At 67.2% G+C, this 24,948-nt stretch carries 22 protein-coding genes; 6 read left to right on the top strand and 16 right to left on the bottom strand.

Annotated elements, in window-relative coordinates:
- The first annotated feature begins 6 nt into the window (after positions 1-6).
- Together ACYP33_RS10060 and ACYP33_RS10055 are read left to right on the top strand one after the other, a co-directional pair.
- Positions 7-876: an NAD(P)-dependent oxidoreductase gene (locus tag ACYP33_RS10060; RefSeq protein ID WP_414450541.1), complete on the top strand. Its 870-nt coding sequence runs from the start codon at positions 7-9 to the stop codon at positions 874-876.
- A gap of 97 nt (positions 877-973) precedes the next feature.
- On the top strand, positions 974-1,618 hold the full coding sequence (locus ACYP33_RS10055; protein ID WP_459621376.1) for a LysE family translocator: 645 nt from the start codon (positions 974-976) through the stop codon (positions 1,616-1,618).
- A 434-nt stretch (positions 1,619-2,052) separates the two neighbouring features.
- Here the strand turns inward: ACYP33_RS10055 and ACYP33_RS10050 are convergent, their stop codons facing one another.
- From ACYP33_RS10050 to ACYP33_RS10025, 6 genes are all read right to left on the bottom strand, one after another.
- Complete coding sequence (locus ACYP33_RS10050) at positions 2,053-2,889, bottom strand: OmpW/AlkL family protein (RefSeq protein WP_414443647.1); 837 nt, start codon at positions 2,887-2,889, stop codon at positions 2,053-2,055.
- Positions 2,890-2,905: 16 nt separating this feature from the next.
- Complete coding sequence (locus tag ACYP33_RS10045; protein ID WP_459621374.1) at positions 2,906-4,162, bottom strand: DUF2957 domain-containing protein; 1,257 nt, start codon at positions 4,160-4,162, stop codon at positions 2,906-2,908.
- A 738-nt stretch (positions 4,163-4,900) separates the two neighbouring features.
- A complete protein-coding gene (locus ACYP33_RS10040) occupies positions 4,901-5,149 on the bottom strand; it encodes a hypothetical protein (protein WP_459621372.1) in 249 nt (82 codons plus the stop codon).
- Positions 5,150-5,170: 21 nt separating this feature from the next.
- Positions 5,171-6,118 (bottom strand): N-acetyl-gamma-glutamyl-phosphate reductase, encoded by a 948-nt coding sequence (argC, locus tag ACYP33_RS10035; RefSeq protein WP_459621371.1) that lies wholly within the window; start codon positions 6,116-6,118, stop codon positions 5,171-5,173.
- A 180-nt stretch (positions 6,119-6,298) separates the two neighbouring features.
- Positions 6,299-6,910, bottom strand: a complete 612-nt coding sequence (locus tag ACYP33_RS10030) for a YbhB/YbcL family Raf kinase inhibitor-like protein (RefSeq protein WP_459621369.1) — start codon at positions 6,908-6,910, stop codon at positions 6,299-6,301.
- A gap of 186 nt (positions 6,911-7,096) precedes the next feature.
- Positions 7,097-7,783 (bottom strand): orotate phosphoribosyltransferase, encoded by a 687-nt coding sequence (locus ACYP33_RS10025; RefSeq protein ID WP_206126309.1) that lies wholly within the window; start codon positions 7,781-7,783, stop codon positions 7,097-7,099.
- 504 nt (positions 7,784-8,287) lie between these two features.
- Here ACYP33_RS10025 and ACYP33_RS10020 point away from each other — a divergent pair.
- Complete coding sequence (locus tag ACYP33_RS10020) at positions 8,288-10,564, top strand: NADP-dependent malic enzyme (protein ID WP_414450536.1); 2,277 nt, start codon at positions 8,288-8,290, stop codon at positions 10,562-10,564.
- Between the two features lie 227 nt (positions 10,565-10,791).
- Here the strand turns inward: ACYP33_RS10020 and ACYP33_RS10015 are convergent, their stop codons facing one another.
- Positions 10,792-14,379 (bottom strand): indolepyruvate ferredoxin oxidoreductase family protein, encoded by a 3,588-nt coding sequence (locus ACYP33_RS10015; RefSeq protein WP_459621366.1) that lies wholly within the window; start codon positions 14,377-14,379, stop codon positions 10,792-10,794.
- A gap of 313 nt (positions 14,380-14,692) precedes the next feature.
- Here ACYP33_RS10015 and ACYP33_RS10010 point away from each other — a divergent pair, with 313 nt between their 5' ends.
- A complete protein-coding gene (locus ACYP33_RS10010) occupies positions 14,693-14,890 on the top strand; it encodes a hypothetical protein (RefSeq protein ID WP_414443653.1) in 198 nt (65 codons plus the stop codon).
- A gap of 148 nt (positions 14,891-15,038) precedes the next feature.
- On the opposite strand, the gene hppD is transcribed toward ACYP33_RS10010, so the two are convergent.
- Positions 15,039-16,136: a 4-hydroxyphenylpyruvate dioxygenase gene (gene hppD / locus ACYP33_RS10005; protein ID WP_459621363.1), complete on the bottom strand. Its 1,098-nt coding sequence runs from the start codon at positions 16,134-16,136 to the stop codon at positions 15,039-15,041.
- Positions 16,137-16,296: 160 nt separating this feature from the next.
- On the opposite strand from hppD, the gene ACYP33_RS10000 reads away from it, so the two are divergent.
- Complete coding sequence (locus tag ACYP33_RS10000; protein ID WP_414443655.1) at positions 16,297-16,794, top strand: Lrp/AsnC family transcriptional regulator; 498 nt, start codon at positions 16,297-16,299, stop codon at positions 16,792-16,794.
- A 92-nt stretch (positions 16,795-16,886) separates the two neighbouring features.
- Here the strand turns inward: ACYP33_RS10000 and ACYP33_RS09995 are convergent, their stop codons facing one another.
- From ACYP33_RS09995 to paaA, 8 genes are all read right to left on the bottom strand, one after another.
- Entirely contained in the window at positions 16,887-17,534 is a 648-nt protein-coding gene (locus tag ACYP33_RS09995; RefSeq protein ID WP_459621361.1) for a GNAT family N-acetyltransferase, read from the bottom strand.
- Between the two features lie 218 nt (positions 17,535-17,752).
- Positions 17,753-18,358: a TetR/AcrR family transcriptional regulator gene (locus ACYP33_RS09990; protein WP_459621359.1), complete on the bottom strand. Its 606-nt coding sequence runs from the start codon at positions 18,356-18,358 to the stop codon at positions 17,753-17,755.
- Between the two features lie 82 nt (positions 18,359-18,440).
- A complete protein-coding gene (locus ACYP33_RS09985) occupies positions 18,441-19,295 on the bottom strand; it encodes a DUF1835 domain-containing protein (protein WP_459621357.1) in 855 nt (284 codons plus the stop codon).
- 155 nt (positions 19,296-19,450) lie between these two features.
- Positions 19,451-20,539 carry a 1,2-phenylacetyl-CoA epoxidase subunit PaaE gene (gene paaE, locus ACYP33_RS09980; protein ID WP_459621355.1) on the bottom strand — a complete coding sequence of 363 codons (1,089 nt, stop codon included), beginning with the start codon at positions 20,537-20,539 and terminating at the stop codon, positions 19,451-19,453.
- Positions 20,540-20,541: 2 nt separating this feature from the next.
- Complete coding sequence (gene paaD / locus ACYP33_RS09975; RefSeq protein WP_459621353.1) at positions 20,542-21,105, bottom strand: 1,2-phenylacetyl-CoA epoxidase subunit PaaD; 564 nt, start codon at positions 21,103-21,105, stop codon at positions 20,542-20,544.
- A 2-nt stretch (positions 21,106-21,107) separates the two neighbouring features.
- Positions 21,108-21,914: a 1,2-phenylacetyl-CoA epoxidase subunit PaaC gene (gene paaC / locus ACYP33_RS09970; protein ID WP_459621351.1), complete on the bottom strand. Its 807-nt coding sequence runs from the start codon at positions 21,912-21,914 to the stop codon at positions 21,108-21,110.
- A gap of 5 nt (positions 21,915-21,919) precedes the next feature.
- Positions 21,920-22,204, bottom strand: coding sequence for a 1,2-phenylacetyl-CoA epoxidase subunit PaaB (gene paaB, locus ACYP33_RS09965; RefSeq protein ID WP_459621349.1), 285 nt, complete (start codon positions 22,202-22,204; stop codon positions 21,920-21,922).
- Positions 22,205-22,250: 46 nt separating this feature from the next.
- Complete coding sequence (gene paaA / locus ACYP33_RS09960) at positions 22,251-23,246, bottom strand: 1,2-phenylacetyl-CoA epoxidase subunit PaaA (RefSeq protein WP_459621347.1); 996 nt, start codon at positions 23,244-23,246, stop codon at positions 22,251-22,253.
- Positions 23,247-23,413: 167 nt separating this feature from the next.
- Here paaA and ACYP33_RS09955 point away from each other — a divergent pair, with 167 nt between their 5' ends.
- Entirely contained in the window at positions 23,414-24,694 is a 1,281-nt protein-coding gene (locus ACYP33_RS09955) for an SGNH/GDSL hydrolase family protein (RefSeq protein ID WP_459621345.1), read from the top strand.
- The last annotated feature ends 254 nt before the right edge of the window (positions 24,695-24,948 follow it).

Here is a 24,948-nt window from a genome sequence, read left to right as displayed (position 1 = left end):
CGAAGCATGGATATCGGATTTGTCGGTCTCGGCGAGATGGGCGGCGCGATCGCGCTGAACCTGTTGAAGGCGGGGCATCGCGTACGCGTCTGGAACCGTTCGCCGGAGAAAGTCGCGCCGCTGGTCGAGGCGGGCGCCGAACACGCCGGCTCGGTCGCGGAGGCGTTTCAGGGCGACGCCGTGTTCTCGATGCTGGCCGACGACGCGGCCGTGCGCGGCGTGTTCGAGGCGAGCCTGCTCGAACACGCGCCGCGCGGCCTGGTGCACGTCAACATGGCCACCATCTCGGTGGCGCTGGCCGAAACGCTGGCGCATGCGCACGCCGAGCGCGGCCTGCATTACGTGGCCGCGCCGGTGCTCGGCCGCCCGAACGTCGCGGCGCTCGGGCAACTGACCATCGTGGCCGCCGGCCCCGCCGAGGCGATCGATCGCGTGCAGCCGGCGTTCGACGTGATCGGCAAGAAGACCTGGCGGCTCGGTTCGCTGCCGCAGCAGGCCAACGCCGTGAAGCTGGCCGCCAATTTCGCGCTGGCCTCGGCGATCGAGACGATGGGCGAAGCCGCGGCGCTGCTGACGGGGCACGGCGTGGCGTTCAGCGATTACCTCGACGTGATCACCAACAGCATCCTGCCGGGGCCGATCTACCAGGGCTACGGCGCGATGATCGCCGAGCGCCGCTACGAGCCGGCGCTGTTCAAGGCCCGGCTCGGCCTGAAGGACGTGCGGCTGGTGATCGAGGCGGCGGAGGGCGTGTCGGTGCCGATGCCGGTGGCCAGCGTGCTGCGCGACAACCTGCTCGACGTGGTCGCGCACGGCGACGGCGAGCGCGATTTCGCGGTGCTCGGCGAGGTCGCGGCGCGTCGCGCGGGCCGCTAACGCCCTGAACGCCACCGCCCGATCCGGTTCGCCGCACCCGAAAACCCCGGCATAATGCTGGCCGGTTTTCCTTCAGGCGTTTCGGATCGAGGCAACGATGAATTGGCATACGTGGGAGTTGTTCCTGGCGACGATGTTCGTGGTGTCGGCGATTCCCGGCCCGAACATGCTGCTGGTGATGTCGCACGGCGCGCGCCACGGCATGCGCCGCACGACGGCGACGATGGCCGGCGCGCTGCTCGCGCTGGTGCTGATGTTCCTCGTCTCGGCGGCCGGGCTCGGTGTGTTCCTGACGGCGTGGCCGCGCATGTTCGATGCGTTGCGCCTGATCGGCGCGGGCTATCTGATCTGGCTCGGCATCAAGGCCTGGCGCGCGCGGGTGGAAGACGCCGCGAACGATCCGGCCGCCGAGGCGGCGCCGCTCACGATCGGCGTGGCCGCCACGCCGGCCGCACTGTTTCGCAACGGTTTTCTGGTGTCGGGCAGCAATCCGAAGGCGCTGCTGTTCGCGGTGGCGCTGACGCCGCAGTTCATCGATCCGGCCGCGCCGAAGCTGCCGCAGTTCGCGGTGCTGGTGGTCACGCTGGCGGTGTGCGAGGTGGGCTGGTATGTCGTCTATTGCGCGTTCGGCACGCGAATCGGCGCGTCGCTGCGCAGCGCACGCGTGGTGCGGATCTTCAACCGGCTGACGGGCGGCGTGTTTGTCGGCTTTGGTGCGGCGATGGCGTTGGTGCGTCACTGACGAGGCCGGTGCGGTGCGCGGCAGTCTGCCGCACAGCGTGACCCATCCGGCGGCGTCCCGCCTTCGGGCTCACCGTAAAAACAACAACCCCGGCGTGTGTCGCAAGCCGGGGTTTTTTCTTGCATGCCTTGCCGGGCGTGCATTTCGAGGCATCGAGCCGCATCGGAAACTGCCTCGAACCGCGCCGCGCGCCGGGCGGAGCGCCTGTCGCGACTCCGCAACAACCCGCAAGGGAAAGTCCTTATTTTCCGAAGGGAAATGTTGCGATGCGACATCCGCTCGGGTATAGTCGGAACTGTCTCCTCCATGTCTCCTCTGATATGGATTCAGCCCGCCTCTTAGGCGGGCTTTTTTTCGTCCATACGATTCGCCACGGCGGCCCGCTGCCTCCGACGCCCTGCTTCTTCCCGGCTTCCCTTCGATCCGGCCGGCGATCAGAACTTGTACGACACCGCCAGGTAGCTGATGATCGGATTGGCCTTCAGGTCGCTCTTCGATTCCGCCAGCGTGGAGCCGTCGGCCGCCTTGATCGTGACCGTCGAGGTCGTCTTCAACGGGATGTAGGTGACCGATGCGATGAGCCCCCAGTGGTCGTTGATCGCATAGGTCACGCCCGCGTTGAACACCGGCTGCCACGACGACGACGCCTTGGCCGACACCTGCGTGGTGCCCGGCTTGCCCGCGCCCGCGGCGAGAACCGCGCCGAGGTTGTCCTGCGTCTGCTTGATGAAGTTGTTGCTCAGTTGCAGATCGCTGAACCAGTTGTACGACACGCCCACGCCGAGGAACGGCCGGACCTTCGCATTCGCATTCGCGAAGTAGTACTGAAGAATCACGGCCGGGCTCCACTGCCGCACGCTCTTGACGATCGGGTTCACCGCGCCGAGCCCGATGTTCTGCGTGCCGAGCGCGCCGGCCGGCCCGGGCGGCGTGATGGTGCCGTTGCCGCGCACCTTGAACACCGGCGGCACGCCGGCCACCGAGGTCACCGCGATGTGATCGGTCAGGAAGTGGCTGATCGTCAGGCCGACCGTGTCCGCGGTGCTGGTGCGCAGCCCGGTGCCCGGCGAATCGAATTGCGACGGCAGCCGCAGCGGCGTGTTGATCGGTGTCGGCGCGACGCTGGTGTTCAGCGACGTGCTGCTCTGGACCGGCTGGACATGAAACCAGCCCAGCCCGATCACGTTGCTGCCGGCGCTCTGCGCATGGGCCGCGCACGGCCCCAGCGCGGCGGCGCTCGCGGCCGCCGCGCAAAGGAAAGTCTTTTTCACGGCTGGGTCCCCTCGGTTATTGGACGAATGCGCCGATCGTGAAATACGGCGTCGTCGGGTTGTTGTTGTCGAGGAAGCCGAACACGCCGCCCGTGAAGATGAACTTGCCGGTGGCCGTGGTGCTGGTGGCGTCCGTGTGCACCGAGGTGACCGTGCCCGGCGTGGCCTGGCCGAAGTTCAGGTTCAGCGCTGTTGCGAGCGAGGCCTGCGAGGCGTTGAACGGATCGAGCAGCGTGGCCTGGGCGTTGATCAGCGCGGTGGTGCGGTAGTTGAACTGGCTGTCCACGCCGATGTATTCGCCGTTCTGCGAGCCGAGCACGACGTTCGACTGCGGCGACATGATCGAGATGCCCGATTCGTCGTCGGCGGTCAGGCCCGGGATGCCGTTCGCGTCGGGCAGCGGGTTCGGGTTCGCCACGCCGGTGCGGATCATGATCGGCACGAGCTGGTTGCGCAGCTTGCCGACGATGATGTAGCCCTTCGCCTGCGGGCCGGACGGCGCCAGCGTCGGCTTCACCTGCCCCTGGTAGTTGCTGGTCACGAACGCGCCCGAGCCGTCCGGCGCGGCCGTCAGGTTGCCGCCCGGCTGACGGCAGGTGCCGGCGAACTGGCCGGTGGTGTCGCAGCGGGTCCAGGTGCCGTCGGCGTTGATCGTCACCTTGGCGTCGATGGTGGTCGGCGCGAAGTTCTGCGACGGCACTTGCCCGTAGCCGAGCTGGCTGTAGGTGCCGGCCAGGTTCGCGAGATTGGTTTCGATCGCCGAGAAGCCGATGAACGGGTAGTACGGGAACGTCGTATCCGGCACCGCGCCCACGCCGATCACGCCGGCGTACGAGATGCGCGCGCCGGGAATCGTGCCGCCCGCCACGCCGAAGCCCACGAACACGCGGGCCGGACGCGTCGGATCGAGCGTCGCGCCGTTCAACTGGAACGCGCAGTTGTTGAGCTTCTGGGTCGGCAGGCCGGTTTCCTGGGTCAGCGTGCCGGTGGCGGTGCTGCCCGCGCGGGTCGGCGTGACGGTGCCGGTGGTCACCGGAATCGGCGATTCGACATAGGTGATCTGCCAGGTCTTCTTGGTCGTATCGAGTTGCAGCTTGACGAGCTCGCCGTCGCCGCCGCCGCCCGTGTAGACGGTGCTGTAGTCGAGCGTCGACGGGCACAGGCCCGGCTCGGTCGCGGCGAGCGCGGCGGGCGGCTGTTCGTCCCCGCCCCCGCAGGCCGACAACAGCAAAGGCACGGCAAGGGCCGCGGCCAGTACGATATTCCGCTTCATGTTGCTCCTCCAGGATTGTCTTGTTTGGTGGCGGCCAGCTCCCTGTCGGCCGCTTCTTTGCTTGCCCTACCCGTGCGTGTTGCCCCCTGGCCGTGGGTCGGCCGATGGCGTCACGCCCCCGTTGATCCTGTGTGTCGCAGCCGGCCCTTGGGGCCGGCATGCGTGGTGAGCCGCCGCCGTGCAATCGGCGGTCGGCGTGCCGGCTTGCACCGGCGTGATGGGTGCGTCGAGGCGACGGGGCGCGGATCTCGCGCGAAGGTGCGTCGTCGGGAAGCGGGAGAGGCGAGACAGGGCGGCGTGGTCAGCCGGCCGGCGCCCGAAGCGGAGCGACGCGATGCCGGCGCGGCGGTGTGCGCACTGGCGCGGCGCGAGGCAGGCTCGCGCACGTGACGCGCCGTCACCCGCGATCGGGTGCCGTGCGCCGGCCGAGGCCGACGATCGGTCGATCGTCGCGCCCATGGCGGCCGCCAAAGGGGCCGGCACGATGGCCATGGCCGTCCCCTTCCACAAGGCGTGTGACATGCCTGCGTCTCCGGTGTAATTGTGCGATGTAATTTCGCCGCGCCACCTTCGGCTGTCAATTGATGGAATCGTCTAAAAAAGGCGATTGAAACGGGACGCATGCCAAAATCGCCAGTAAAACCAGGCATGTCGAGAGAAATTAAAACGTAAATGGCGTTTGAAAACTCCCTCCAGAGTGCGCGAAATGGCGCATTCGCCGATCGCGGCGATACGTCGTCAGGCTTGCGGCACAAGGCTCGCGCGCGCGAACTCGGGAGTATCCCTATTCGGGATATTCATGATTGGGAAGCAGCGGAAAATCGGCCGATTTTTCAGTGTTTCGAAAGAATGTGAATTCTCGTGAATAGCGGCGGCGCGCGATTCGGGAATGCAATCCGCGATATCCGCCGCATGCGAGAAAATCGCGGACAAGAAAAAACCGGCCGCGCGGGCCGGTTTGTCGAAATGCGGCGGAAATCGCCGCATTGCCTTCGGGCAAGGAGTGCGTCAGCGGTTCAGGCCGGCATCCTCGGCGGTGCCGATGGCCAGGTTCATGCACTGGATCGCCGCGCCCGATGCGCCCTTGCCTAGGTTGTCGAGGCGCGCGACCGTGACGAAGCGCTCGGCGTTGCCGAACACGAACAGATCGACGCGGTTGGTGTCGTTGTTCGCCTGCACGTCGAAGAAGCCGTCGTCGAGGTTCTCGGCCGCATCGTACGGCGCGACGCGCACGAACGCCTCGCCCGCGTAGTACTCGGCGAAGATCCGCTGCACGTCCTGCGGGCCCACGCGCTTGGCCAACTGGCTCGGCGTGAAGTAGGTGGTGACGGCCAGGCCCTTGAAGAACGGGCCGACGATCGGCGTGAAGATCGGCGCGTCGGCCAGGGCCGTGTGCGCGGCCATTTCCGGCAGATGCTTGTGGCCGAGCGCCAGCGCGTAGGCGCGCGGGCTGGCCAGGCGGTCGTTACCGCCGGCCTCGTAGTCGGCGATCATCTTCTTGCCGCCGCCGCTGTAGCCGGTGATCGAATAGCTGTGCGCCGCGAAATCGGCCGCCACCACGCCGGCCTCGACCAGCGGGCGCATCGCCAGCACGAACGCCGAAGCATGGCAGCCCGGCACCGCGATGCGCTTCGCGCCGCGAATGCGCTCGCGCTGGGCGCGGGTCAGCTCGGGCAGGCCGTAGGCCCAGTCGGCGCTGGTGCGAAACGCCGTGCTGGCGTCGATCAGCACCGTGCGGTCGTTGTCGACCAGCGAGGCCGATTCGCGCGAGGCGACGTCGGGCAGGCACAGGAACGTGACGTCCGAGGCGTTGATCAGGCGCCGGCGCTCCTCCACATCCTTGCGTTTCGCATCGTCGATGCGAAGGATGTCGATGTCGCCGCGGGCGGACAGGTATTCGAAGATCTTCAGGCCGGTCGTGCCTTCCTGGCCGTCGACAAAAACTTTCGTGGTCATCTTGCTCTCACGGAATGGGGCGGCCGGCGCGAACGCCGGAAAGCCGCCATTTTAAGACTTCACGGACAGGGCCGTAACCGGTTGCGCCGAAAAAAGCGGCGGCGTTCATCGTGCCTGCGCGGCGTGACGGATTGTTGACGGCGGTGTTCGATGATCGGGCCCTGGCCCGAACGGCCGGCTTCAGCGTTCGTCGGTGACGGTGAGCCGCGCCCAGCCGAGCGTGGAGACGCCGATCTCGTGATCGAACAGTTGCGCGGGGCGGCCCTGCACGGTGCGCAGGCGGTCGGTGTCGAGCGCGTAGACGGTGATCACGTAGCGGTGCGGCTTGCCGGGCGGCGGGCAGGGGCCGTCGTAGCCGTCGTTGCCGTAGTCGTTGCGGGCTTCGGCCGCGCCGAGCCGGCGCAGTGCGCCGGAGGCGCTGGCGTTGGCGGGCAGGCTCGTGATCGAGGCGGGGATGCCGATCACCGCCCAGTGCCACCAGCCGCGGCCTGGCGCGTCGGGATCGAAGACGGTGATGGCGTAGGCGCGGGTGCCGGGCGGCGGGTTCTGCCAACTGAGTTCGGGGGAGCGGTTCTCGCCGTGGCAGGCGCCCTTGGCGTAGCGCTGCGCGGCGCCGACCCGGCCGCCGTCGCGCAGATCGGTGCTCGACACCGTGAACGGAAGTTGCGCGCCGGGTTGTGCACTGCAGGCCAGCGCGGCGGCCGCCACTGCCAGCGCGCGCAGCGCGTGGCGCTGCCGCCGGTGCCGCTTCTGCCGTTGTTCCAGGCGCTGATGCTGCCGAGCGTCGAGCATGCCGCGATCCTCCCCTCACGTCGGCCGGCGGCGTGCGCCGGCACGTATTGGTGTTGCGACCCTGTGTCAAGGATGAGAGGGAGTCTACCTCGCGGCCGCCCGCGTGCGCATGAAAAAACGCCCGTCACGGGCTAGCGTGACGGGCGTTTCCGGGGGCGAGGCGCGCCGTGCGTGCGGCGCGTTCGCTCAGTCCTTCGGCGAGGTGGCGCCGCCGTGCGCGGCCGACCATTCGGCCGGCGCGTGCAGGAATTTCTCGACCTCGTCGAGCGTCTTGGTTTCGAAGTAGCCCGAGTTCTTCGCGACGCGCAGCACGTCCCACCAGGTGGCGAGCGCGTGCAGGTCGACGTCGATGTCCTTCAGGACCGAGACGCTTTCCTTGAAGATGTTGTAGTGGAACAGCACGAAGCAATGGTTCACTTCGGCGCCGGCGGTGCGCAGCGCGTTGATGAAGTTGATCTTGCTGCGGCTGTCGGTGGTCAGGTCTTCCACCAGCAGGACGCGCGAGCCTTCCTCGAGATGGCCTTCGATCTGCGCGTTGCGGCCGAAACCCTTCGGCTTTTTGCGCACGTACTGCATCGGCAGCATCATGCGGTCGGCGATCCAGGCGGCGAACGGAATGCCGGCGGTTTCACCGCCCGCGACCGCGTCGATCTGCTCGAAGCCGACGTCGCGCAGGATCGTCGCTTCCGCCATCTCCATCAGGCCACGGCGCACGCGCGGATACGAGATCAGCTTGCGGCAGTCGATGTAGACGGGGCTCGCCCAGCCGGACGTGAAGATGAACGGCTTTTCGGCGTTGAAGTGCACCGCCTGCACTTCGAGCAGGATTTTGGCGGTCGTGTCGGAGATCGTTTGACGATCGAAGCCTGTCATGGGCATTCCTTGGGTGTTGAGCGGGAGGGCGGGCGCGGGGCACCGTGGCGCGGCGACGGGTCCGGCCGGGCCGAGCCGGAGAACCGGCAGGCGGCGGAATTTCGCTGCGCGCGTGGGCCGCTATTTTACCCGAATCGGCGGGCCGCCGGACGGCCCGAACGGGGGGCCGAGGCGGGCGCCCGCCGGCGTGCTCGCCAACCTGCCGCCGCGCCTTGCTGCGGCCGTGCGTCGCGCTATGAGGAGTATCCCGGGGGGCAGCCACACGCGTGTCGGGCCAGGTGTACACTTAGCGCCCACCAGAATTTGCCGGCACCTTGGTCTCCTTGCCCATCCCGCAAACAGCAGGTTCCACGGCGCGCCGATCCGGCGCGCGACCGCTGACGCCATCGACCATCCCCCTCGATCGTTCCATCCCGGCGCATGCCTGCTGCCGGGTGCCGGCGCAACGTTTCGCACTTCCCATCCTCAACCGTTCCGCCTTTCTCGCACATCAGACGACCCATCATGGATGAACAACTGAAGCAGAGCGCGCTCGCGTATCACCAGAATCCCAAGCCCGGCAAGATCTCGGTCACGCCGACCAAGCCGCTGTCGAACCAGTACGACCTGTCGCTGGCGTATTCGCCGGGCGTCGCGGCCGCCTGCATGGCGATCCACGCCGATCCGCTCGACGCGCAGAAGTACACCTCGCGCGGCAACCTCGTCGGCGTGGTCACCAACGGCACCGCCGTGCTGGGCCTCGGCAACATCGGCCCGCTGGCGTCCAAGCCGGTGATGGAAGGCAAGGGCTGCCTGTTCAAGAAATTCGCCGGCATCGACGTGTTCGACATCGAACTGGCCGAAACCGATCCGGACAAGCTCGTCGAGGCCATCGCGATGCTCGAGCCCACGCTCGGCGGCATCAACCTCGAGGACATCAAGGCGCCCGAGTGCTTCTACATCGAGCAGAAGCTGCGCGAGCGCATGAAGATCCCGGTGTTCCACGACGACCAGCACGGCACCGCGATCATCGCCTCGGCCGCGATCCTGAACGGCCTGAAGGTGGTCGGCAAGGATCTGGCGAGCGTCAAGCTGGTGTGCTCGGGTGCCGGTGCGGCGGCGATCGCCTGCCTGGATCTGCTGGTGCACCTCGGCCTGAGCAAGGCCAACGTGCTGGTGACCGATTCGAAGGGCGTGATCTACGAGGGCCGCGGCCAGCTCGATCCGTCCAAGCAGCGCTACGCCGCCACCACCGAGGCCCGCACGCTGGCCGACGCCATCGACGGCGCCGACGTGTTCCTCGGCTGCTCCAGCGCCGGCGTGCTGAAGCCGGAAATGGTGCAGACCATGGGCAGCCAGCCGCTGATCCTGGCGCTGGCCAACCCGGAGCCGGAAATCCGCCCGGAAGCGGCCAAGGCCGTGCGTCCCGATGCGATCGTCGCGACCGGCCGTTCGGATTATCCGAACCAGGTCAACAACGTGCTGTGCTTCCCGTTCATCTTCCGCGGCGCGCTCGACGTCGGCGCCACCACCATCACGGAAGAGATGAAGCTGGCCTGCGTGCGCGCGATCGCCGACCTGGCGCAGGAAACCGATCAAAGCGAGGAAGTCGCCAAGGCCTATGAAGGCCACTCGCTCGAATTCGGTCCGGACTACCTGATTCCGAAGCCGTTCGACCCGCGCCTGATCATCAAGATCGCGCCGGCCGTCGCGCAGGCCGCGATGGATTCGGGCGTGGCCACGCGCCCGATCGCCGACATGGATGCCTATCGCGAGGAACTGGGCGCCACCGTCTACCGCACCGGCATGGTCATGCGCCCGGTGTTCACGGCGGCCAAGGCCAAGCAGGCCCGCATCGTGTTCGCCGAGGGCGAGGACGAGCGCGTGCTGCGCGCCGCGCAGGTGGTGCTGCAGGAAAGGATCGCCACGCCGATCATCATCGGCCGTCCGGCCGTGGTGGAAATGCGCCTGAAGAAGATCGGCTCGAAGCTGCGCGCCGGCACCGATTTCGAGATCGTCGATCCCGAAGACGACCCGCGCTACCAGCAGTGCTGGCAGGCCTATCACGAGCTTTGCGCGCGCGAAGGCGTCACGCCGGAGCTCGCGAAGGCCGCGCTGCGCAAGGCGAACACGCTGATCGGCGCGATCCTCGTGCACCTCGGCGACGCCGACGGCATGATCTGCGGCATGATCGACACGTACCACAGCCACCTGAAGTACGTCGATCAGGTGCTGGGTCGCGCGCCGGGCAGCGCGCATCTGGCCGCGATGAACCTGCTGATGCTGCCGGGCCGCAACCTGTTCCTGTGCGATACCTACGTCAACGAGCTGCCGAGCGCCGAGCAACTGGCCGACATGACGATCCAGGCCGCCGCCGAGATCGAGCGCTTCGGCATCACGCCGAAGGCCGCGCTGCTGTCGAGCTCGAACTTCGGCAGCGCCCCGTCGGCCTCGTCGCGCCGCATGGCCGAAGCGCGCCAACTGATCGCCGAGCGCGCGCCGCAACTGGAAGTGGACGGTGAAATGCACGGCGACGCCGCGCTGTCGGAAGTGATCCGCAAGGCCGCGTTCCCCGGCACCACGCTGACGGGCGAAGCGAACCTGCTGATCATGCCGAACGTGGAAGCCGCCAACATCGCCTACAACCTGCTGAAGATGATCGGCGGCGACGGCGTGACGGTCGGCCCGTTCCTGCTCGGCGCGGCCAAGCCGGTGCACATCCTGACGCCGGCCGCCACGGTGCGCCGCATCGTCAACATGACGGCGGTGGCTGCGGCCAACGTGAACAGCGTCGCGCGTTGAGCGCTGTCTGACTGATGTGCTTGCCGCCTGCAAGGGCGGCAAGCACGATGAAAAAACGCCACGGCGGCGGTGGCTGCGGCCAACGTGAGCAGCAGCGCATATCGGCTTCGGCCTGATGCGTTCGCCGCCCGCAGGGGCGGCAAACACCATGAAAAACGCCACGGGCCGCAAGGCACCGTGGCGTTTTTTTATGCCCGCCGCCGTTCAGGCCGGCTTCCGATCGCCGCTCAGGCGACGTGCCGCGTCACCGCCTCCGGCCCGTTCCACTGCGCGACCAGCGCCAGCCACTTGCTGCGCACGGCGGCCAGGTTGTGCTCCTTCACGTGGCCGTAGCCGCGAATCCCGTCGGGCAGGCTCGCCAGGTCGAGCGCGAGCGGCAGCCGCTCGGCCGTCAGCTTCGCCAGCACCACGTCGATCAGCGTTACGTACTCGCCGATCAGCGCGCGCTCGGTGCGGCGCTCCTCGGTGCGGCCGAACGGATCGAACGCGGTGCCGCGCAGGCCCTTGCACTTGGCCAGCAGGCGGAACGCCGACAGCATCCACGGGCCGAACGTGCGCTTGACGAGGTGGCCGTGGGCGTCGCGCTTGGCGAGGATCGGCGGCGCGAGGTGGTAGCGCAGCGTCATCGCACCGTCGAACTGCGCGGCCAGCCGGGCGAGGAACGCCGGGTCCGATTGCAGCCGCGCGACCTCGTACTCGTCCTTGTACGCCATCAGCTTGTAGAGGTTGCGCGCGACCGCCTCGGTCAGCGGTTCCTGGCCCGACGCGCTGCCGTCGAGCGCGCGTTCGGCTGCCCGCACGCGTTCGACCACCGCCGTATAACGCGCCGCATACGCCGCGTTCTGATAGGCGCTCAGTTGTTCCACGCGCGTCGCGATCAGCGTATCGACGGCCTTCTTCGTGTGCAGCGCGATCACCGTCGCGCCGTTCGGCACGCCGGCGCGCGAGCCGGCCGCGGCCTGGCGCACGCTGGCCAGGTCATGCGCGGCGCGGCGGCCCCAATCGAACGCGGCGAGGTTCTTCTCGACCTGCACGCCGTTCAGTTCGATCGCGCGCGTGAGCGACGCCAGCGTCAGCGGCAGGCCGCCGCGTTGCCATGCGTAGCCGAGCACGAACGGGTTGGTGTAGATCGTGTCGCCGAGCAGCGCCGCCGCGAACTGGTCGGCATCGACCAGATCGACGCCGTCGCCGGCCGCCGCGCGAATATCCTGCTCCGCGCTCGCGCCCGGAAACGCCCATTTCGGATTCTTGATGAAATCGGCGGTCGGCGTCTTCGCGCTGTTGACGACCACGCGCGTCGTGCCGTGACGCATGCGCGACGTGCATTCGTCGCTGGCCGTGACGAGCGCGTCGCCGCCGATCACCAGATCGGCTTCGCCCATCGCGATCCGCGTGGCGTGGATGTCGCCGGGCGCGTGCGCGATCTGCACATGGCTCATCACGGCGCCGCCCTTCTGCGCGAGGCCGGTCACGTCGAGCACCGTCACGCCCTTGTTCTCCAGGTGCGCGGCCATGCCGATCAGCGCGCCGATCGTCACCACGCCGGTGCCGCCCACGCCGGTCACCAGCACGCCCCAGGCGCGCTCGATGCCGGGCAGCGCCGGTTCCGGCACCGGCGGCAGTGCGTCGGCGTCCACCGTCACGGCCTTCGGCTTCTTCAACTGCGCGCCCTCGACGGTCACGAAGCTCGGGCAGAAGCCCTTGGTGCACGAGAAATCCTTGTTGCAGGTGGATTGGTTGATCTGCCGCTTGGTGCCGAATTCGGTGTCGAGCGGCTCGACCGACAGGCAGTTCGACTGCACCGAGCAATCGCCGCAGCCTTCGCACACGGCTTCGTTGATCACCACCCGCTTGGCCGGATCGGGATACGCGCCGCGCTTGCGGCGGCGGCGCTTCTCGGTGGCGCAGGTCTGGTCGTAGATCAGGATCGAGGTGCCGGCGATCTCGCGCAGTTCGCGCTGCACGGCGTCGAGCTGGTCACGGTGATGGATCGTCACGCCGGGCGCGAGCAGCGAGGTCTTGCCGTCGTATTTTTCGGGCTCGTCGGTGACGATGACGATCTTCGACGCGCCTTCCGCCGCGACCTGATGGGTGATCTGCGGCACCGTCAGCGTGCCGTCCACGGGCTGGCCGCCGGTCATCGCCACCGCGTCGTTGTAGAGGATCTTGTAGGTGATGTTCGCCTTCGACGAGATCGCCGCGCGCACCGCGAGCAGGCCCGAGTGGAAGTAGGTGCCGTCGCCGAGGTTGGCGAACACGTGCTTTTCCTCGGTGAACGGCGCCTGGCCGACCCACGGCACGCCTTCGCCGCCCATCTGGCTGAAGGTGCTGGTGTTGCGGTCCATCCAGACCGTCATGTAGTGGCAGCCGATGCCGGCGATCGCGCGCGAGCCTTCGGGCACCACCGTCGAGGTGTTGTGCGGGCAGCCCGAGCAGAACCACGGCTTGCGTTCGGTGGTCACGTGCGGGCGAGCCAGCGCGGCCTCCTTGGCCTGGATCACGGCGATGCGGGCGGCGATGCGCGCACGCACGTCGGACGGCAGCTCGAACTTGTCGAGCCGCGTGGCGATCGCCTTCGCGATGATGGCCGGCGACAGTTCGTAATGCGCCGGCAGCAGCCAGTTGCCCATCGGCACCGACCATTCGCCGCCCGCGCCGTCCTTCTCGTCGAACTTGCCGAAGATGCGCGGGCGCCGGCTGTCCGGCCAGTTGTACAGCTCTTCCTTGATCTGGTATTCGAGGATCTGGCGCTTTTCCTCGACCACCAGGATTTCGTCGAGGCCCTGCGCGAACTGCTGCACGCCCTGCGCTTCGAGCGGCCAGACGCAGCCGACCTTGTAGAGGCGGATGCCGATCCGCGCGCAGGTCGCGTCGTCGAGGCCGAGGTCGGTCAGCGCCTGGCGCACGTCCAGGTAAGCCTTGCCGGCGGTCATGATGCCGAAGCGCGCCTGCGGCGATTCGATCTCGATGCGGTCGAGCCGGTTGGCGCGCACGTAGGCAAGCGCCGCGTACCACTTGTAGTCGATCATCCGCGCTTCCTGCACCAGCGGCGGATCGGGCCAGCGGATGTTGAGGCCGCCGTCGGGCATGGCGAAATCGTCGGGCAGCACGATGCGCGCGCGATGCGGATCGATATCGACCGAGGCCGACGATTCCACCACGTCGGTCACGCATTTCAGCGACACCCACAGCCCCGAATAGCGGCTCATCGCCCAGCCGTGCAGGCCGAAATCGAGATATTCCTGGACGTTCGAGGGGAACAGCACCGGCAGCCCGCAGGCCTTCAGCAAGTGTTCCGATTGGTGCGCGAGGGTGGAGGATTTGGCCGCGTGATCGTCGCCGGCCAGCACCAGCACGCCGCCGTGCGGGGCGGAGCCGGCCGAATTGGCGTGCTTGAGCACGTCGCCCGAGCGGTCGACGCCGGGGCCTTTGCCGTACCACATGCCGAACACGCCGTCGTATTTCGCGCCGGGGTACAGGTTGACTTGCTGCGAGCCCCATACGGCGGTCGCGGCGAGATCTTCGTTGAGGCCGGGCTGGAAGACGATGCGGTGGGCGGCCAGGTGCTTCTGGGCTTTCCAGAGCGATTGATCGAGGCCGCCGAGCGGCGAGCCGCGATAGCCGGAAATGAAGCCGGCGGTGTTGAGGCCGGCGGCGCGGTCGCGTTCCTGCTGCAACATCGGCAGCCGGACGAGCGCCTGGATGCCGCTCATATAGGCGCGGCCACGTTCGAGCGTGTATTTGTCGTCGAGCGTGACCGATTGGAGCGCGGCTTCGAGCGTCGCGCGTTGGCCTGCGTCTAGCGGGGCATTCATATTTGTCTCCTCCACCCGTTTGGGATCACCAAAACTTGTCGGCATCGGCGTCTTGTGAACGCGCTTGCCGGGGCGCCATATTGGCGGGTTTCCGATGATGGTAGCACTGGTGGAAACCCGCCGTTTGTTGCGTGGACTGTTATAAACACACGACAGAAAGCGCCGCTCGTGCGCGTTACATCATGTAAAAGCATGTAAAGAAGCGGGGCACGACCGGCCTTTGCGTTTAGTCTCTTGCGCTGTCGGCAATGGTCGGGCGCGAACGATCGCCCTGGAATGGAGAGAGCCAGCCGACGATGAACAAGGAGGTTCAATGAACACGCGACATATCCAGAATTTTCTGATGGTGTCCACCGCGTTCTTCGCCATGACGGGGCCGGTGCGCTCGCAGGGTGCAAGTGCGTTGGCTGCGGCAGGCACCCAGATGCTGCAAATCACGCCCGCGGGCGACGCGATCGCGCCAGCCGGCGTGACGGCGACGACGCAGGTGACCGGCGCGCCGAAGGCCTGAGAGAGCGATGGCGCACCGGCGCGCGGCCTGAGCGCTTGTTCGGCAAGGTGCACCGGGCAGCCATCCAGCCATGAAAAAGGGCGGAAATCACATGATTTCCGCCCTTTTTTCGCGCCTGTTCGTTATGTCGTCGCCTTCTCGCGCGCGATCACGCCTTGTCCTTCACCACGCCGCGGCGAATCTGATCGAGCTCGATCGATTCGAACAGCGCCTTGAAGTTGCCTTCCCCGAAGCCCTGATTGCCCTTGCGCTGGATGATCTCGAAGAAGATCGGGCCGATCTGGTTCTCGGTGAAGATCTGCAGCAGCAGGTCGTCGTGCGCGCCGTCGATCAGGATCTTGCGGCGGCGCAGTTCGTCGAGCGGCTCGCCATGATCCGGCACGCGCCGGTTGACCAGCTCGTAGTACGTATCGATCGTGTCGAGCAGCGTGACTTTGCGGCCGCGCAGCGCGTCTACCGTGCCGTAGATGTCGCCGGTGCCGAGCGCGATGTGCTGAATCCCTTCGCCGTGATACGCATCGAGATATTCCTGGATCTGCCCCGGCGTGTCCGAGCCTTCCTCGTTGATCGGAATGCGGATCTTGCCGCACGGCGAGGTCATCGCCTTCGATTTGACGCCCGTTACCTTCCCTTCGATGTCGAAGTAGCGCACTTCGCGGAAGTTGAACAGGCGTTCGTAGAATTCCGCCCATTCGGCCATGCGGCCGCGATGCACGTTGTGCGTCAGGTGATCGATATAGGTCAGGCCGTGGCCGGGCGGGTTCGGCTCCGCACCGGCGATCGGCTCGAAATCGACGTCGTAGATGCCGATATCGCCGATGCTGCCCGGCGTTGCGCCATTCTTGCCGCGCCAGCGATCGACGAAATAGATCAGCGAATCGCCAACGCCCTTGATGGCCGGAATGTTCAGCTCCATCGGCCCGGTCTTGTTGTCGAAGCCCCAGGCGCCGAGGTCGAGCGCGCGGCGGTAAGCCTGTGCGGCGTCCTGCACGCGGAACGCGATCGCGCAGATCGACGGCCCGTGCAGCCGCGCGAAGCGCTGCGCGAACGAATCGGGTTCGGCGTTGACGATGAAGTTGATCTCGCCCTGGCGGTACAGCGTCACGTCCTTGTGGCGATGGCGCGCCACCGCCGTGAAGCCCATCCGCTCGAACAGCTCGCCGAGCGCCTTCGGATCGGGGGCGGTGTACTCGATGAATTCGAAGCCGTCGGTGCCGACGGGGTTCTCCCAGGTTTGGATTTGCACGGTGTCTCCTGATGGCGGATCGCGTCGATCGTGGGGCGCGGCAGGACGCCGCATGCAAACCAGTGTAGGCAAGCACGGCGGGCAGTTGCTTGCGAAACAAATCGCGTGTGGCTACGATTGCGCAACTTTCCGGCAATCCATGCCGAAATGGAGGCATGAAATGGCGCGTGTCGAACTGGATGCCATCGATCGGCGGATCCTGGCGATCCTGCAGGAGAACGGCCGGCTATCGAACCAGGAGATCGCCGAGCGCGTGAACCTGTCGCCGAGCCCGTGCCTGCGGCGCATCCGCCGGCTGGAGGAGAGCGGCGTGATCACCGGTTATGTGGCGCTGCTCGATCCGAAGCGGCTCGGCCTCGATCTGCTCGCCTATGTCAGCGTGCGGCTCGAAAAGCGCGGCGGCGTGGCCGCGGCCGGCGATGGCGCCGCCACCCATGCCGATCGTTTCCGCGCGGCGGTACAGGTGTGGCCGGAGGTGGTGGCCTGCCACGCGATGACGGGCGATCTCGACTATCTGCTGCGCGTGCAGGTGGAGGACATGGCGCATTTCTCGCGCTTCGTGCAGGAGCAGTTGCTGCACCATCCGTCGGTGATCGACGTGAAGACGAGCTTCGCGCTGGAGAGCTTCAAGGAGACGACGGCGCTGCCGATCCGTTGATTGCGCGCCGGCGGCGCCAAGCGAAACGGGCGGCCCCGGCAATGGGGCCGCCCGTTTTCATGAGGCGATGCGAGCGGACGCTGCCGTGAGGTTCAGGCGGCGATCCCGGCCGGCAGCATCGATTCGAAGATTTGCGTCGCACGGCGGGCCTGACGCTTCATCGCGTAATCGAACACGGCGGCCTGCTCCTGGAGCATCTCGGCGATGATCGTCGAGTGATCGGCCGGCGGCAGCGACAGATAGGCATCGGCTTCGCCATACGCATATTCGATACGCATGCCCGACTTCTTTGCGATATGCATCATCGTCGCGTTGCGCGACAAACAGTGCATGTAGAGCGTGGATACGTGCGTGTTGCGGCTGCGGATCGAGGCGCGCTCGAACAGCTTGGTGCCGACGCCCCGGCCGCGCGCCGATTCGAGCACCGACACGCCGAACTCGGCGGTGCGCTTGCCGCCTTCATCGGGCAGATAGGCCAGATGACCGACGCCGACCAGCGCCAGCGTTTGATCGAACACGCCGAACACGGTGTCGCGGCCGAAATCGATGGTGCGCACGTAGTTGTCGAGCACGTGATCCGGCACGATCTGGCCGAAACGCAGCAGGCGATCGTCGCCGTCGAGCGACTTGAAGTGCGTGAGCATTTGCTCACGATCGGTAGAAGCCAGTTCCCGGACGAGAACCGGTGCCTGCCCGACCTTGCCGATCGGGGCGGCGGGGCGGAGAGGGAGCGTATTCATCGTGGGTTCCTCAGAGACCATACAGCCGGTTGTGCAATGCAACAGCATTCTAACCGAACGGTACATATCGATTAAGGGAAAACCCGTATCTCCGCCGAGGGTGACTTCTAAAAATCCTCAACAATCACGCAAAGTGTTTGATTTTGAAGCGATAACGATATGACCCGATCATCTATGCGCCGAATTGGCACATGTGACCGGGGTGCAACACCGCGTGCTCAGACTTCGCCGCCGAGCCCGCGCTCGATCAGGTCGATCGCCTGCGCGGCGAAATCGCGGTAGCCGAGGCGCCCGCCCGGCTTAAGCCAGGTGAAGGTCCAGTTGATCATGCCGAACACCATCATCGTCACCGGCGTCTGGTTGTCCTTCGACACGCGGCCGGGGTAGGCGCGCTCGATCTGGCGCGTGAACGCGGCGACGATGTCGCGCTGCCGGTCGAGCACGATCTGCCGCTGCGTGATTTCGAGGTATTTGACGTCGTTGAGCAGCGCGACGTGGCGGCTGTGCGAGGTTTCGTACTCGGCCAGGAACGCGTGGATCAGCTCGGCGAACGTCTCGCGCTCGGTCAGCCCCCGGCGCTGGCTCGCGCCTTCCACCTCCGCGATGATCAGCATCAGCCGCTTCGTGTAGCGGTCGAGCAGATCGAACAGGATCGCTTCCTTGCTCTCGTAGTAGTGATACAGGCGCGCCTTCGAGGTGCCGCTCGCGGTGGCGAGATCGGTCATCGAGGTGCTCGGGTAGCTCGTTTGCGCGAACTTTTCGGCTGCGAGATCGAGGATCTGCTCGCGTTGGGATTCGTGGTCGGGCGCTCGGGTGCGGGCCATGAGGTCGGTCGGAGAATCTGCGTGAATCGGAGTCGGCCGGGCGAGCGCGTGGCGGGACTGGCGCGCGGCTCGCGGGCGGCCCTCAGCGCGTCAGCGCGGCGGGCGCGGCGGGCGCGGTGGCGCGCAGCGAAAACGAGGCGAGGCGATCGACCTGCGGGGCGTCGGTCGCGGCGTCGCCCGCCAGGTCGCCCAGCTCGATGCGCCCGGCGGCGGCCAGTTCGCGGCAACGCCAGAACGCGACGCTGTCGCTGACGGCCAGATGGCCGCGGTCGGCATGGCCGATCACCGCGCCCACCACGCGTGCGGCCGGCTGCCAGTGCTCGGTGGCGTGATCGAACACCAGCGCGTCGATGTCGCTGAAAAGGCCGCTTTTGAACGTGTTGTCGATCCAGTAGCGCAATTCGGCGTTGGCCTGCTTGGCTTCCTGCCATTCGAGCGCGAGCCGGCTGATGCGCAGCACCGAGATCGGCGCGGCCTCGGGCAGCCTGGCGCCGAGCGCCTCGGCCGGGAACAGGCCGGTCGACACGGCGGCTTCGGGGCCGCGCGGATGGGCCGGCGGCGGGAGGTCGTCGGCGCTGAGTCGCACTTCGTTCAGGCGCTGCGGCGCGTTGCGCAGATGGTAGGCCACGCGGCGCAGCATCAATTGATCGGCGGCGCTCTGCGCGTGCCAGACCACCACCTGCCCGGCGTCGGCCGCGAGTTCCGACAGCTTGGTCAGTTCGCCTGCCAGCAGCAAGGGCCAGTCGAATGCCGGGCCGGGCAGCAGCGCTTCCCAGAACGCGGCGCGTGTTTCGGGGGCATCGTCGATGCCGCGCAGCGGGCCGACGGCCAGATCGTCGAGCAGTTCGACGACGGTATCGTCGCGGCCGGCGGCCGCCAGCGCGGCGCGCAGCGAGTCGGCGGCGGAACCGCCGATGGTGACGTGGAGAGGGCTCATCTGCGTGTGATCAACGAAAAAGGGCCGCTTCCGGAGCGGGTTCGTCGACCCGTCACGAAAAGCGGCCCCTAGTGTAAGCGAGATGCCATGTCGCGAGATACCGCGCCGCGTACGGTATTGCGGCCGGTTCCCAGGCTGCGTTCGCGCAGCCGGCGTCAGCGTTCGTCGAAGCTGACCACCACCTTGTCGCTGACGGGGTGGCACTGGCACGTCAGCACGAAACCGTCGCGCACCTCGTGTTCCTCCAGCGTGTAGTTCTTGTCCATCCGCACCTCGCCCTCGATCACGCGCGCGCGACAGGTGCAGCAGACGCCGCCCTTGCAGGCATACGGCAGCGCGAGGCCGGCGCGCAGGCCCACGTCCAGCAGGCTCGCGCCCGCGTAGGGCAGGCGCAGCTTGCGGGTCTTGCCGTCGATCACGATCTCGAGCGCGGCGGCCGGCGTGGCGTCGGTGATCTCGACGGCCGGCGCGCCCGCTTGCGGCAAGGGCGTGCCGAAGCGCTCCACGTGAATCCGCTCGCGGGCCACGCCGGCCGCGCCGAGCGCCGCCTCGGCTGCGTCCATCATCGGCGCCGGGCCGCAAATGAACGCCTCGTCGATCGACGCGGCCGGCACCAGCGTATCGAGGAACGCCGCGCATCGGGCCTGATCGAGCACGCCGTGGAACAGCTCGACGTCCTGCTGCTCGTCGGACAGCACGTGATGCAGCGCGAAGCGCGCCATGAAGCGGTTCTTCAGGTCATCCAGCGCCTCCGCGAACATGATCGAATCGGCGCTGCGGTTGCCGTAGATCAGCGTGAAGCGGCTGCGCGGCTCCAGTTCGAGCGTCGTGCCGATGATCGCCAGCACCGGCGTGATGCCCGAGCCGCCCGCGAACGCCAGGTAATGCCGGCGCTGTTCGGCGTTCAGATGCGTGAAGAAGCGGCCGTCGGGCGTCATCACGTCGAGGGTGTGGCCCGGCTTCAGCGTGTCGAACGCGAAATTCGAGAAACGCCCGCCGCGCACGCGCTTGATGCCGATGCGCAGCTCGCCGTCGCGCTCGTAATCGGTGGTGCCGACGCAGATCGAATACGAGCGGCGCGTTTCCTCGCCGTCGACCTGCGCCTTCAGCGTGACGAACTGGCCCTGCGTGAAGCGGTAGTGCTCGCGCAGCTCGGGCGGCACCTCGAACGCAACGGTAAGCGCGTCGGCCGTCTCGGGCTGCACGTCGCGGATGCGCAGCGGATGGAATCGCGGAGTCGCCATGTTCAATAGGGCTTGAAGTAGTCGAAGGGTTCGCGGCAATCGAGGCAGCGATACAACGCCTTGCAGGCCGTGGAGCCGAATTGCGCGAGGCGGGCAGTGCGCGGCGAGCCGCAGCGGGGGCAGGCGGGCGGCGCTGCGGGCTTCGGCGAGAAGCGGATCACGCGCGCGGCGGGTGGGCTGCCGGGCTCGCCGGAGCCGAAGCCGGCGCTGGTGTTGGCGCCGGCCGGCGGCGCGATGCCGTAGGCGCGCAACTTGTCGCGCGCTTCGGCGGTGATCCAGTCGGTGGTCCAGGCCGGCGACAGCACCGTGACGATGCGGTGCGGCGGCGCGCCGATCGCATCGAGCGCCACGCCAATATCCTCGGCGATCTGCGACATCGCCGGGCAGCCGGAATAGGTCGGCGTGATGACGATCTCGAGCACGCCGTCCGTCGCGCGGCGCACGTCGCGCAGAATGCCGAGTTCTCGGATCGATACCACCGGGATCTCCGGGTCGGGCACGGTGTCGAGCGCGGCGCGGATCGCGGCGAGACCCGCGTCGATCGTCGGGGAAGTCGCGGTGGCCATCGTTACCAGCTCGCGCCCGGATGCTGGCGCGCAAGGCTCTGCATCTGCGCGAGCAGGAAGCCCATGTGTTCGGAGTGCTCGCCGAACTTGCCGGTGGTGACGTGCGCCACCGGCGGCGGCGCGACCAGCGTGGCCTCGGCCAGCGCGGCGTCCACGTCGGCGCGCCAGGCGGCTTCGAGCGTATCGGCCGACGGTGCGATGCCGGCTGCGGCCACGTCGTGCTCGACCGGGTCGGTCACGAAGCACTCGTGCGTGTAGGGCAGCAGGTAATCGAGCGCGGCCTGCGCGCGGCGGTGCGATTCGTCGGTGCCGTCGCCGAACCGGATCAGCCATTCGCGCGCGTGATGCTCGTGATAGCGCGTTTCCTTGACCGACTTCGCCGCGATCGCGGCCAGTTGCGGATCGGCCGAGCCTTCCAGCGCGGTCCACAAGTGCAGCATCAGCGTCGCATACAGGAAGTTGCGCACGATCGTCACCGCGTAATCGTTGACGGCGTGCGCGGTGCCGGCCAGCGGGCCGTAGTGCGGCAGTTCCACCAGCGTCAGGTTCGTGAATTCGCGTTCGGCGCGGAAAAACGCGTAATCGTCCTCGGTCCGGGTCGCGCCGTTCAGCGCTCGTTCGAGATCGGCCGCGTGTGCGTAGAGCAGCCGCGCCTGGCCGATCAGGTCGAGGCTCATGTTGGTCAGTGCGATGTCCTCTTCGAGGATCGGGCCGTGCCCGCACCATTCGGCGTTGCGCTGGCCGAGGATCAGCGCGCTGTCGGCGAGGCGCAGCACGTAGGCGAGGTGGGAAGCCGGGTGGGTCGTCATGGCCATTACATGTGGTCGACTTCGTCGGGCAGCGTGTAGAACGTCGGATGGCGGTAGATCTTGTCGCCGGCCGGCTCGAACAGCTCCGCCTTCTGGCTCGGATCGGATGCCGTGATCGCGGCCGACGGCACCACCCAGATGCTCACGCCTTCCTGCCGGCGCGTGTAGACGTCGCGCGCCATGCGCAGCGCCATCGGCGCGTCGGCCGCGTGCAGGCTGCCGCAATGCTTGTGGTCGAGGCCCTGCCTGCTGCGCACGAACACTTCCCAGATCGGCCATTCGGCTTGCATGTCTGTCTCCTCGTTGCTGAATTCGGTTGGGGGCGGATCAGGCCGCTTACCGTTCGGCGCGCCGCGCGACCTTCTCGGCGTGCGCCATCGCCGCTTCGCGTACCCATGCGCCGTCTTCGTGCGCCTTCACGCGCGTGGTGAGGCGTTCGCGGTTGCAGGGGCCGTCGCCGTTGACGACGCGCCAGAACGCATCCCAGTCGATCGCGCCGTAATCGTGATGGCCGCGCTCGGCGTTCCATCGGAGGTCGGGATCGGGAAAGCTCACGCCGAGCACGCGCGCCTGCTCGACCGCGGCGTCGACGAACTTCTGGCGCAGGTCGTCGTTCGAGATCCGCTTGATCCCCCATTTCGCCGACTGGCTGCTGTGCACCGAATCGGCGTCGCTCGGGCCGAACATCATCAACACGGGCCACCACCAGCGGTTCACGGCTTGCTGCACCATCTCGCGTTGCGCGTCGGTGCCGGCCATCATCGCGAGCAGGGCGTCGAAGCCCTGGCGCTGATGGAACGACTCCTCCTTGCAGATGCGGATCATGGCGCGCGCGTAGGGGCCGTAGGTGCAGCGGCACAGCGGGATCTGGTTCATGATCGCCGCGCCGTCGACCAGCCAGCCGATCACGCCGACGTCGGCCCAGCTCGGCGTGGGGTAATTGAAGATGCTCGAATATTTGGCCTTGCCCGCATGCAGCGCGTCGACCAGCGCGTCGCGCGAGACGCCCAGCGTTTCGGCCGCGCTATATAGATAGAGGCCGTGGCCCGCTTCGTCCTGAACCTTCGCCAGCAGGATCGCCTTGCGCTTGAGGCTTGGCGCGCGCGTGATCCAGTTGCCCTCCGGCAACATCCCGACGATCTCGGAGTGCGCGTGTTGCGAGATCTGGCGCACCAGCGTCTTGCGGTAGGCGTCGGGCATCCAGTCTTGCGGCTCGATCTTGCCGTCGGCGGACATGACCGCGTCGAAGCGGGCCTGTTCCAGCGTGACGGCGTCGGCGGGGGTGTCGCCCGATGTGGGCTGGCCGGGGAGGTCGAGGGATTGCGTATACATGGCAAGCGTCTCGCGCAGGGACAAGGTAGGCGAAGTATAAATCAACCGTCCGGTCGGTTAATTAATTTTTTCGGAAGAAGGGATGGCACGGGCCGGTAGGCGGCTTGCGTGTGGCGGCGGCGTTATCGGGCACAATCGGCATCTTTCCTGTCGAGCCTGATCGAATCATGAGTTTTCGTCGCAGTGGGGTGGGGCGTTGTGTGTCGGCCGCGGCTGTCGGTCTTGTATTGGGATGGGCCGGCGCGGCCAACGCGGCGGGCGAGCCTTGGGTGGCGGCCTGGGCCAGCGCCTTGCAGCCGATTCCCGATCTCGCATCGCCGCCGCCGCTCTACAAGACCCCCGACCTCGCGGATCGCACGTTGCGCGAGATCGTCTATCCGAGCGTGAGCGGCAATCAGGTGCGGGTGCGGATCAGCAATGCCTACGGGCGCACGCCGTTGGCGCTCGGCGCGGTACGGATCGCGCGCTCGGCGGGCGGCGCGGCGGTGCGCGAGGCGATGTCGGCCGAGCTGAGTTTCGGCGGCCGGCGCGATCTGGTGCTGGCGCCGGGCGAGGAGCGCGACAGCGATCCTGTCTCGTTGAGCGTCGAGGCCGGCGCGCCGTACGCGATCAGCCTCTACACGCGCGGCGAGCAGAAGATGACGGCCTGGCATCGCATCTCTAACCAGATCAACTATGTGTCCGTGCCTGGGGATCACACTGCCGATGGCAGCGGCGACGCGTTCAAGGTTCATCTGACGCAATCGGCCTGGGTGTCGGAGCTGGCGGTCCTGGGCAACCCGGCGGCGCGGGGCACGATCGTCGCCGTGGGCGATTCCATCACCGACGGCATGCGCTCCAGCCTCAATCGCAACCAGCGCTGGCCGGACGATTTCGTGCGCCGGCTCGGCACGGCGGGTGCGGGCGAGTGGGGTGTCGTCAATCTGGGGATCAGCGGCAACCGGCTGCTCAGCGATTCCGCCTGTTATGGCGTGGCGCTCGAGCGGCGTTTCGAGCGCGACGTGCTCGCGCGCTCCGGCGCGAAGGCGGCGGTGCTGCTGGTCGGCATCAACGACATCAACTTCCAGGCGATGCCGCCGCGCAAGGTGCTCGATTGTGATGCGCCGCATACCAAGGTGGATGCGAGGATGCTGATCGACGGCTACCGCCGCCTGATCGCCAGTGCGCATGCGCGCGGCATCGCGCTGTTCGGCGCGACATTGACGCCGGCCGCGCTGCCGCCCGAGCGTGAAGCGATCCGCACCGAGGTCAATCATTGGATTCGCACCTCGGGTGCGTTCGACGGCGTGGTGGATTTCGATGCCGCGCTGCGCGACCCGGCCCATCCGCAAGTGCTGCTGCGCCGCTATAACAGTGGCGACGATGTGCACCCGAGCGATGCGGGCTATGCGGCAATGGCCGACGCGGTGCCGATCGACCGGCTGTTGGCTGCCGCGAAGCGGCGCTGAACGACATTCGGGTGCCGTTTTTCATCGTGCCCGAATTTTTTTGCAGGGTTCTTAAAAAAGACTTGCACGCCTGCTAAAGCTTGCTTAGAATTCGGCCTCTCTCGCGATGACGGAAACGCAGAACGGGAGGAGAAGCCAGGCAGGACAAGGAGAGCGCCGGAATTTGGGCCGCTTCTTTGAACTGGTGAAGAACTCGATCGATGCAGTCTGTTGATCGAAGCGCTGAAAAAAGTAGTTGACGCGCTTCAAAATGT

It is taken from the genome of Burkholderia sp. 3C, from assembly GCF_054589155.1.
The sequence above is the reverse complement of the archived record's forward strand: the minus strand, read 5'-3'. Positions and strand labels throughout refer to the sequence as shown.

Coding starts and splice junctions, on each gene's coding strand:
- ACYP33_RS10030 (WP_459621369.1), bottom strand. CDS start 6,910: ATGCTCGACGCTCGGCAGCATCAGCGCCTGGAACAACGGCAGAAGCGG.
- paaC (WP_459621351.1), bottom strand. CDS start 21,914: ATGACGACCCACCCGGCTTCCCACCTCGCCTACGTGCTGCGCCTCGCC.
- ACYP33_RS10015 (WP_459621366.1), bottom strand. CDS start 14,379: ATGAATGCCCCGCTAGACGCAGGCCAACGCGCGACGCTCGAAGCCGCG.
- paaE (WP_459621355.1), bottom strand. CDS start 20,539: ATGGCGACTCCGCGATTCCATCCGCTGCGCATCCGCGACGTGCAGCCC.
- ACYP33_RS10000 (WP_414443655.1), top strand. CDS start 16,297: ATGGCGCGTGTCGAACTGGATGCCATCGATCGGCGGATCCTGGCGATC.
- ACYP33_RS10060 (WP_414450541.1), top strand. CDS start 7: ATGGATATCGGATTTGTCGGTCTCGGCGAGATGGGCGGCGCGATCGCG.
- ACYP33_RS09955 (WP_459621345.1), top strand. CDS start 23,414: ATGAGTTTTCGTCGCAGTGGGGTGGGGCGTTGTGTGTCGGCCGCGGCT.
- ACYP33_RS10025 (WP_206126309.1), bottom strand. CDS start 7,783: ATGACAGGCTTCGATCGTCAAACGATCTCCGACACGACCGCCAAAATC.
- argC (WP_459621371.1), bottom strand. CDS start 6,118: ATGACCACGAAAGTTTTTGTCGACGGCCAGGAAGGCACGACCGGCCTG.
- ACYP33_RS10040 (WP_459621372.1), bottom strand. CDS start 5,149: ATGCGGCGATTTCCGCCGCATTTCGACAAACCGGCCCGCGCGGCCGGT.
- ACYP33_RS10010 (WP_414443653.1), top strand. CDS start 14,693: ATGAACACGCGACATATCCAGAATTTTCTGATGGTGTCCACCGCGTTC.
- paaB (WP_459621349.1), bottom strand. CDS start 22,204: ATGCAAGCCGAATGGCCGATCTGGGAAGTGTTCGTGCGCAGCAGGCAG.
- ACYP33_RS10045 (WP_459621374.1), bottom strand. CDS start 4,162: ATGAAGCGGAATATCGTACTGGCCGCGGCCCTTGCCGTGCCTTTGCTG.
- ACYP33_RS10020 (WP_414450536.1), top strand. CDS start 8,288: ATGGATGAACAACTGAAGCAGAGCGCGCTCGCGTATCACCAGAATCCC.
- paaA (WP_459621347.1), bottom strand. CDS start 23,246: ATGTATACGCAATCCCTCGACCTCCCCGGCCAGCCCACATCGGGCGAC.
- ACYP33_RS09985 (WP_459621357.1), bottom strand. CDS start 19,295: ATGAGCCCTCTCCACGTCACCATCGGCGGTTCCGCCGCCGACTCGCTG.
- ACYP33_RS09990 (WP_459621359.1), bottom strand. CDS start 18,358: ATGGCCCGCACCCGAGCGCCCGACCACGAATCCCAACGCGAGCAGATC.
- paaD (WP_459621353.1), bottom strand. CDS start 21,105: ATGGCCACCGCGACTTCCCCGACGATCGACGCGGGTCTCGCCGCGATC.
- ACYP33_RS10055 (WP_459621376.1), top strand. CDS start 974: ATGAATTGGCATACGTGGGAGTTGTTCCTGGCGACGATGTTCGTGGTG.
- ACYP33_RS09995 (WP_459621361.1), bottom strand. CDS start 17,534: ATGAATACGCTCCCTCTCCGCCCCGCCGCCCCGATCGGCAAGGTCGGG.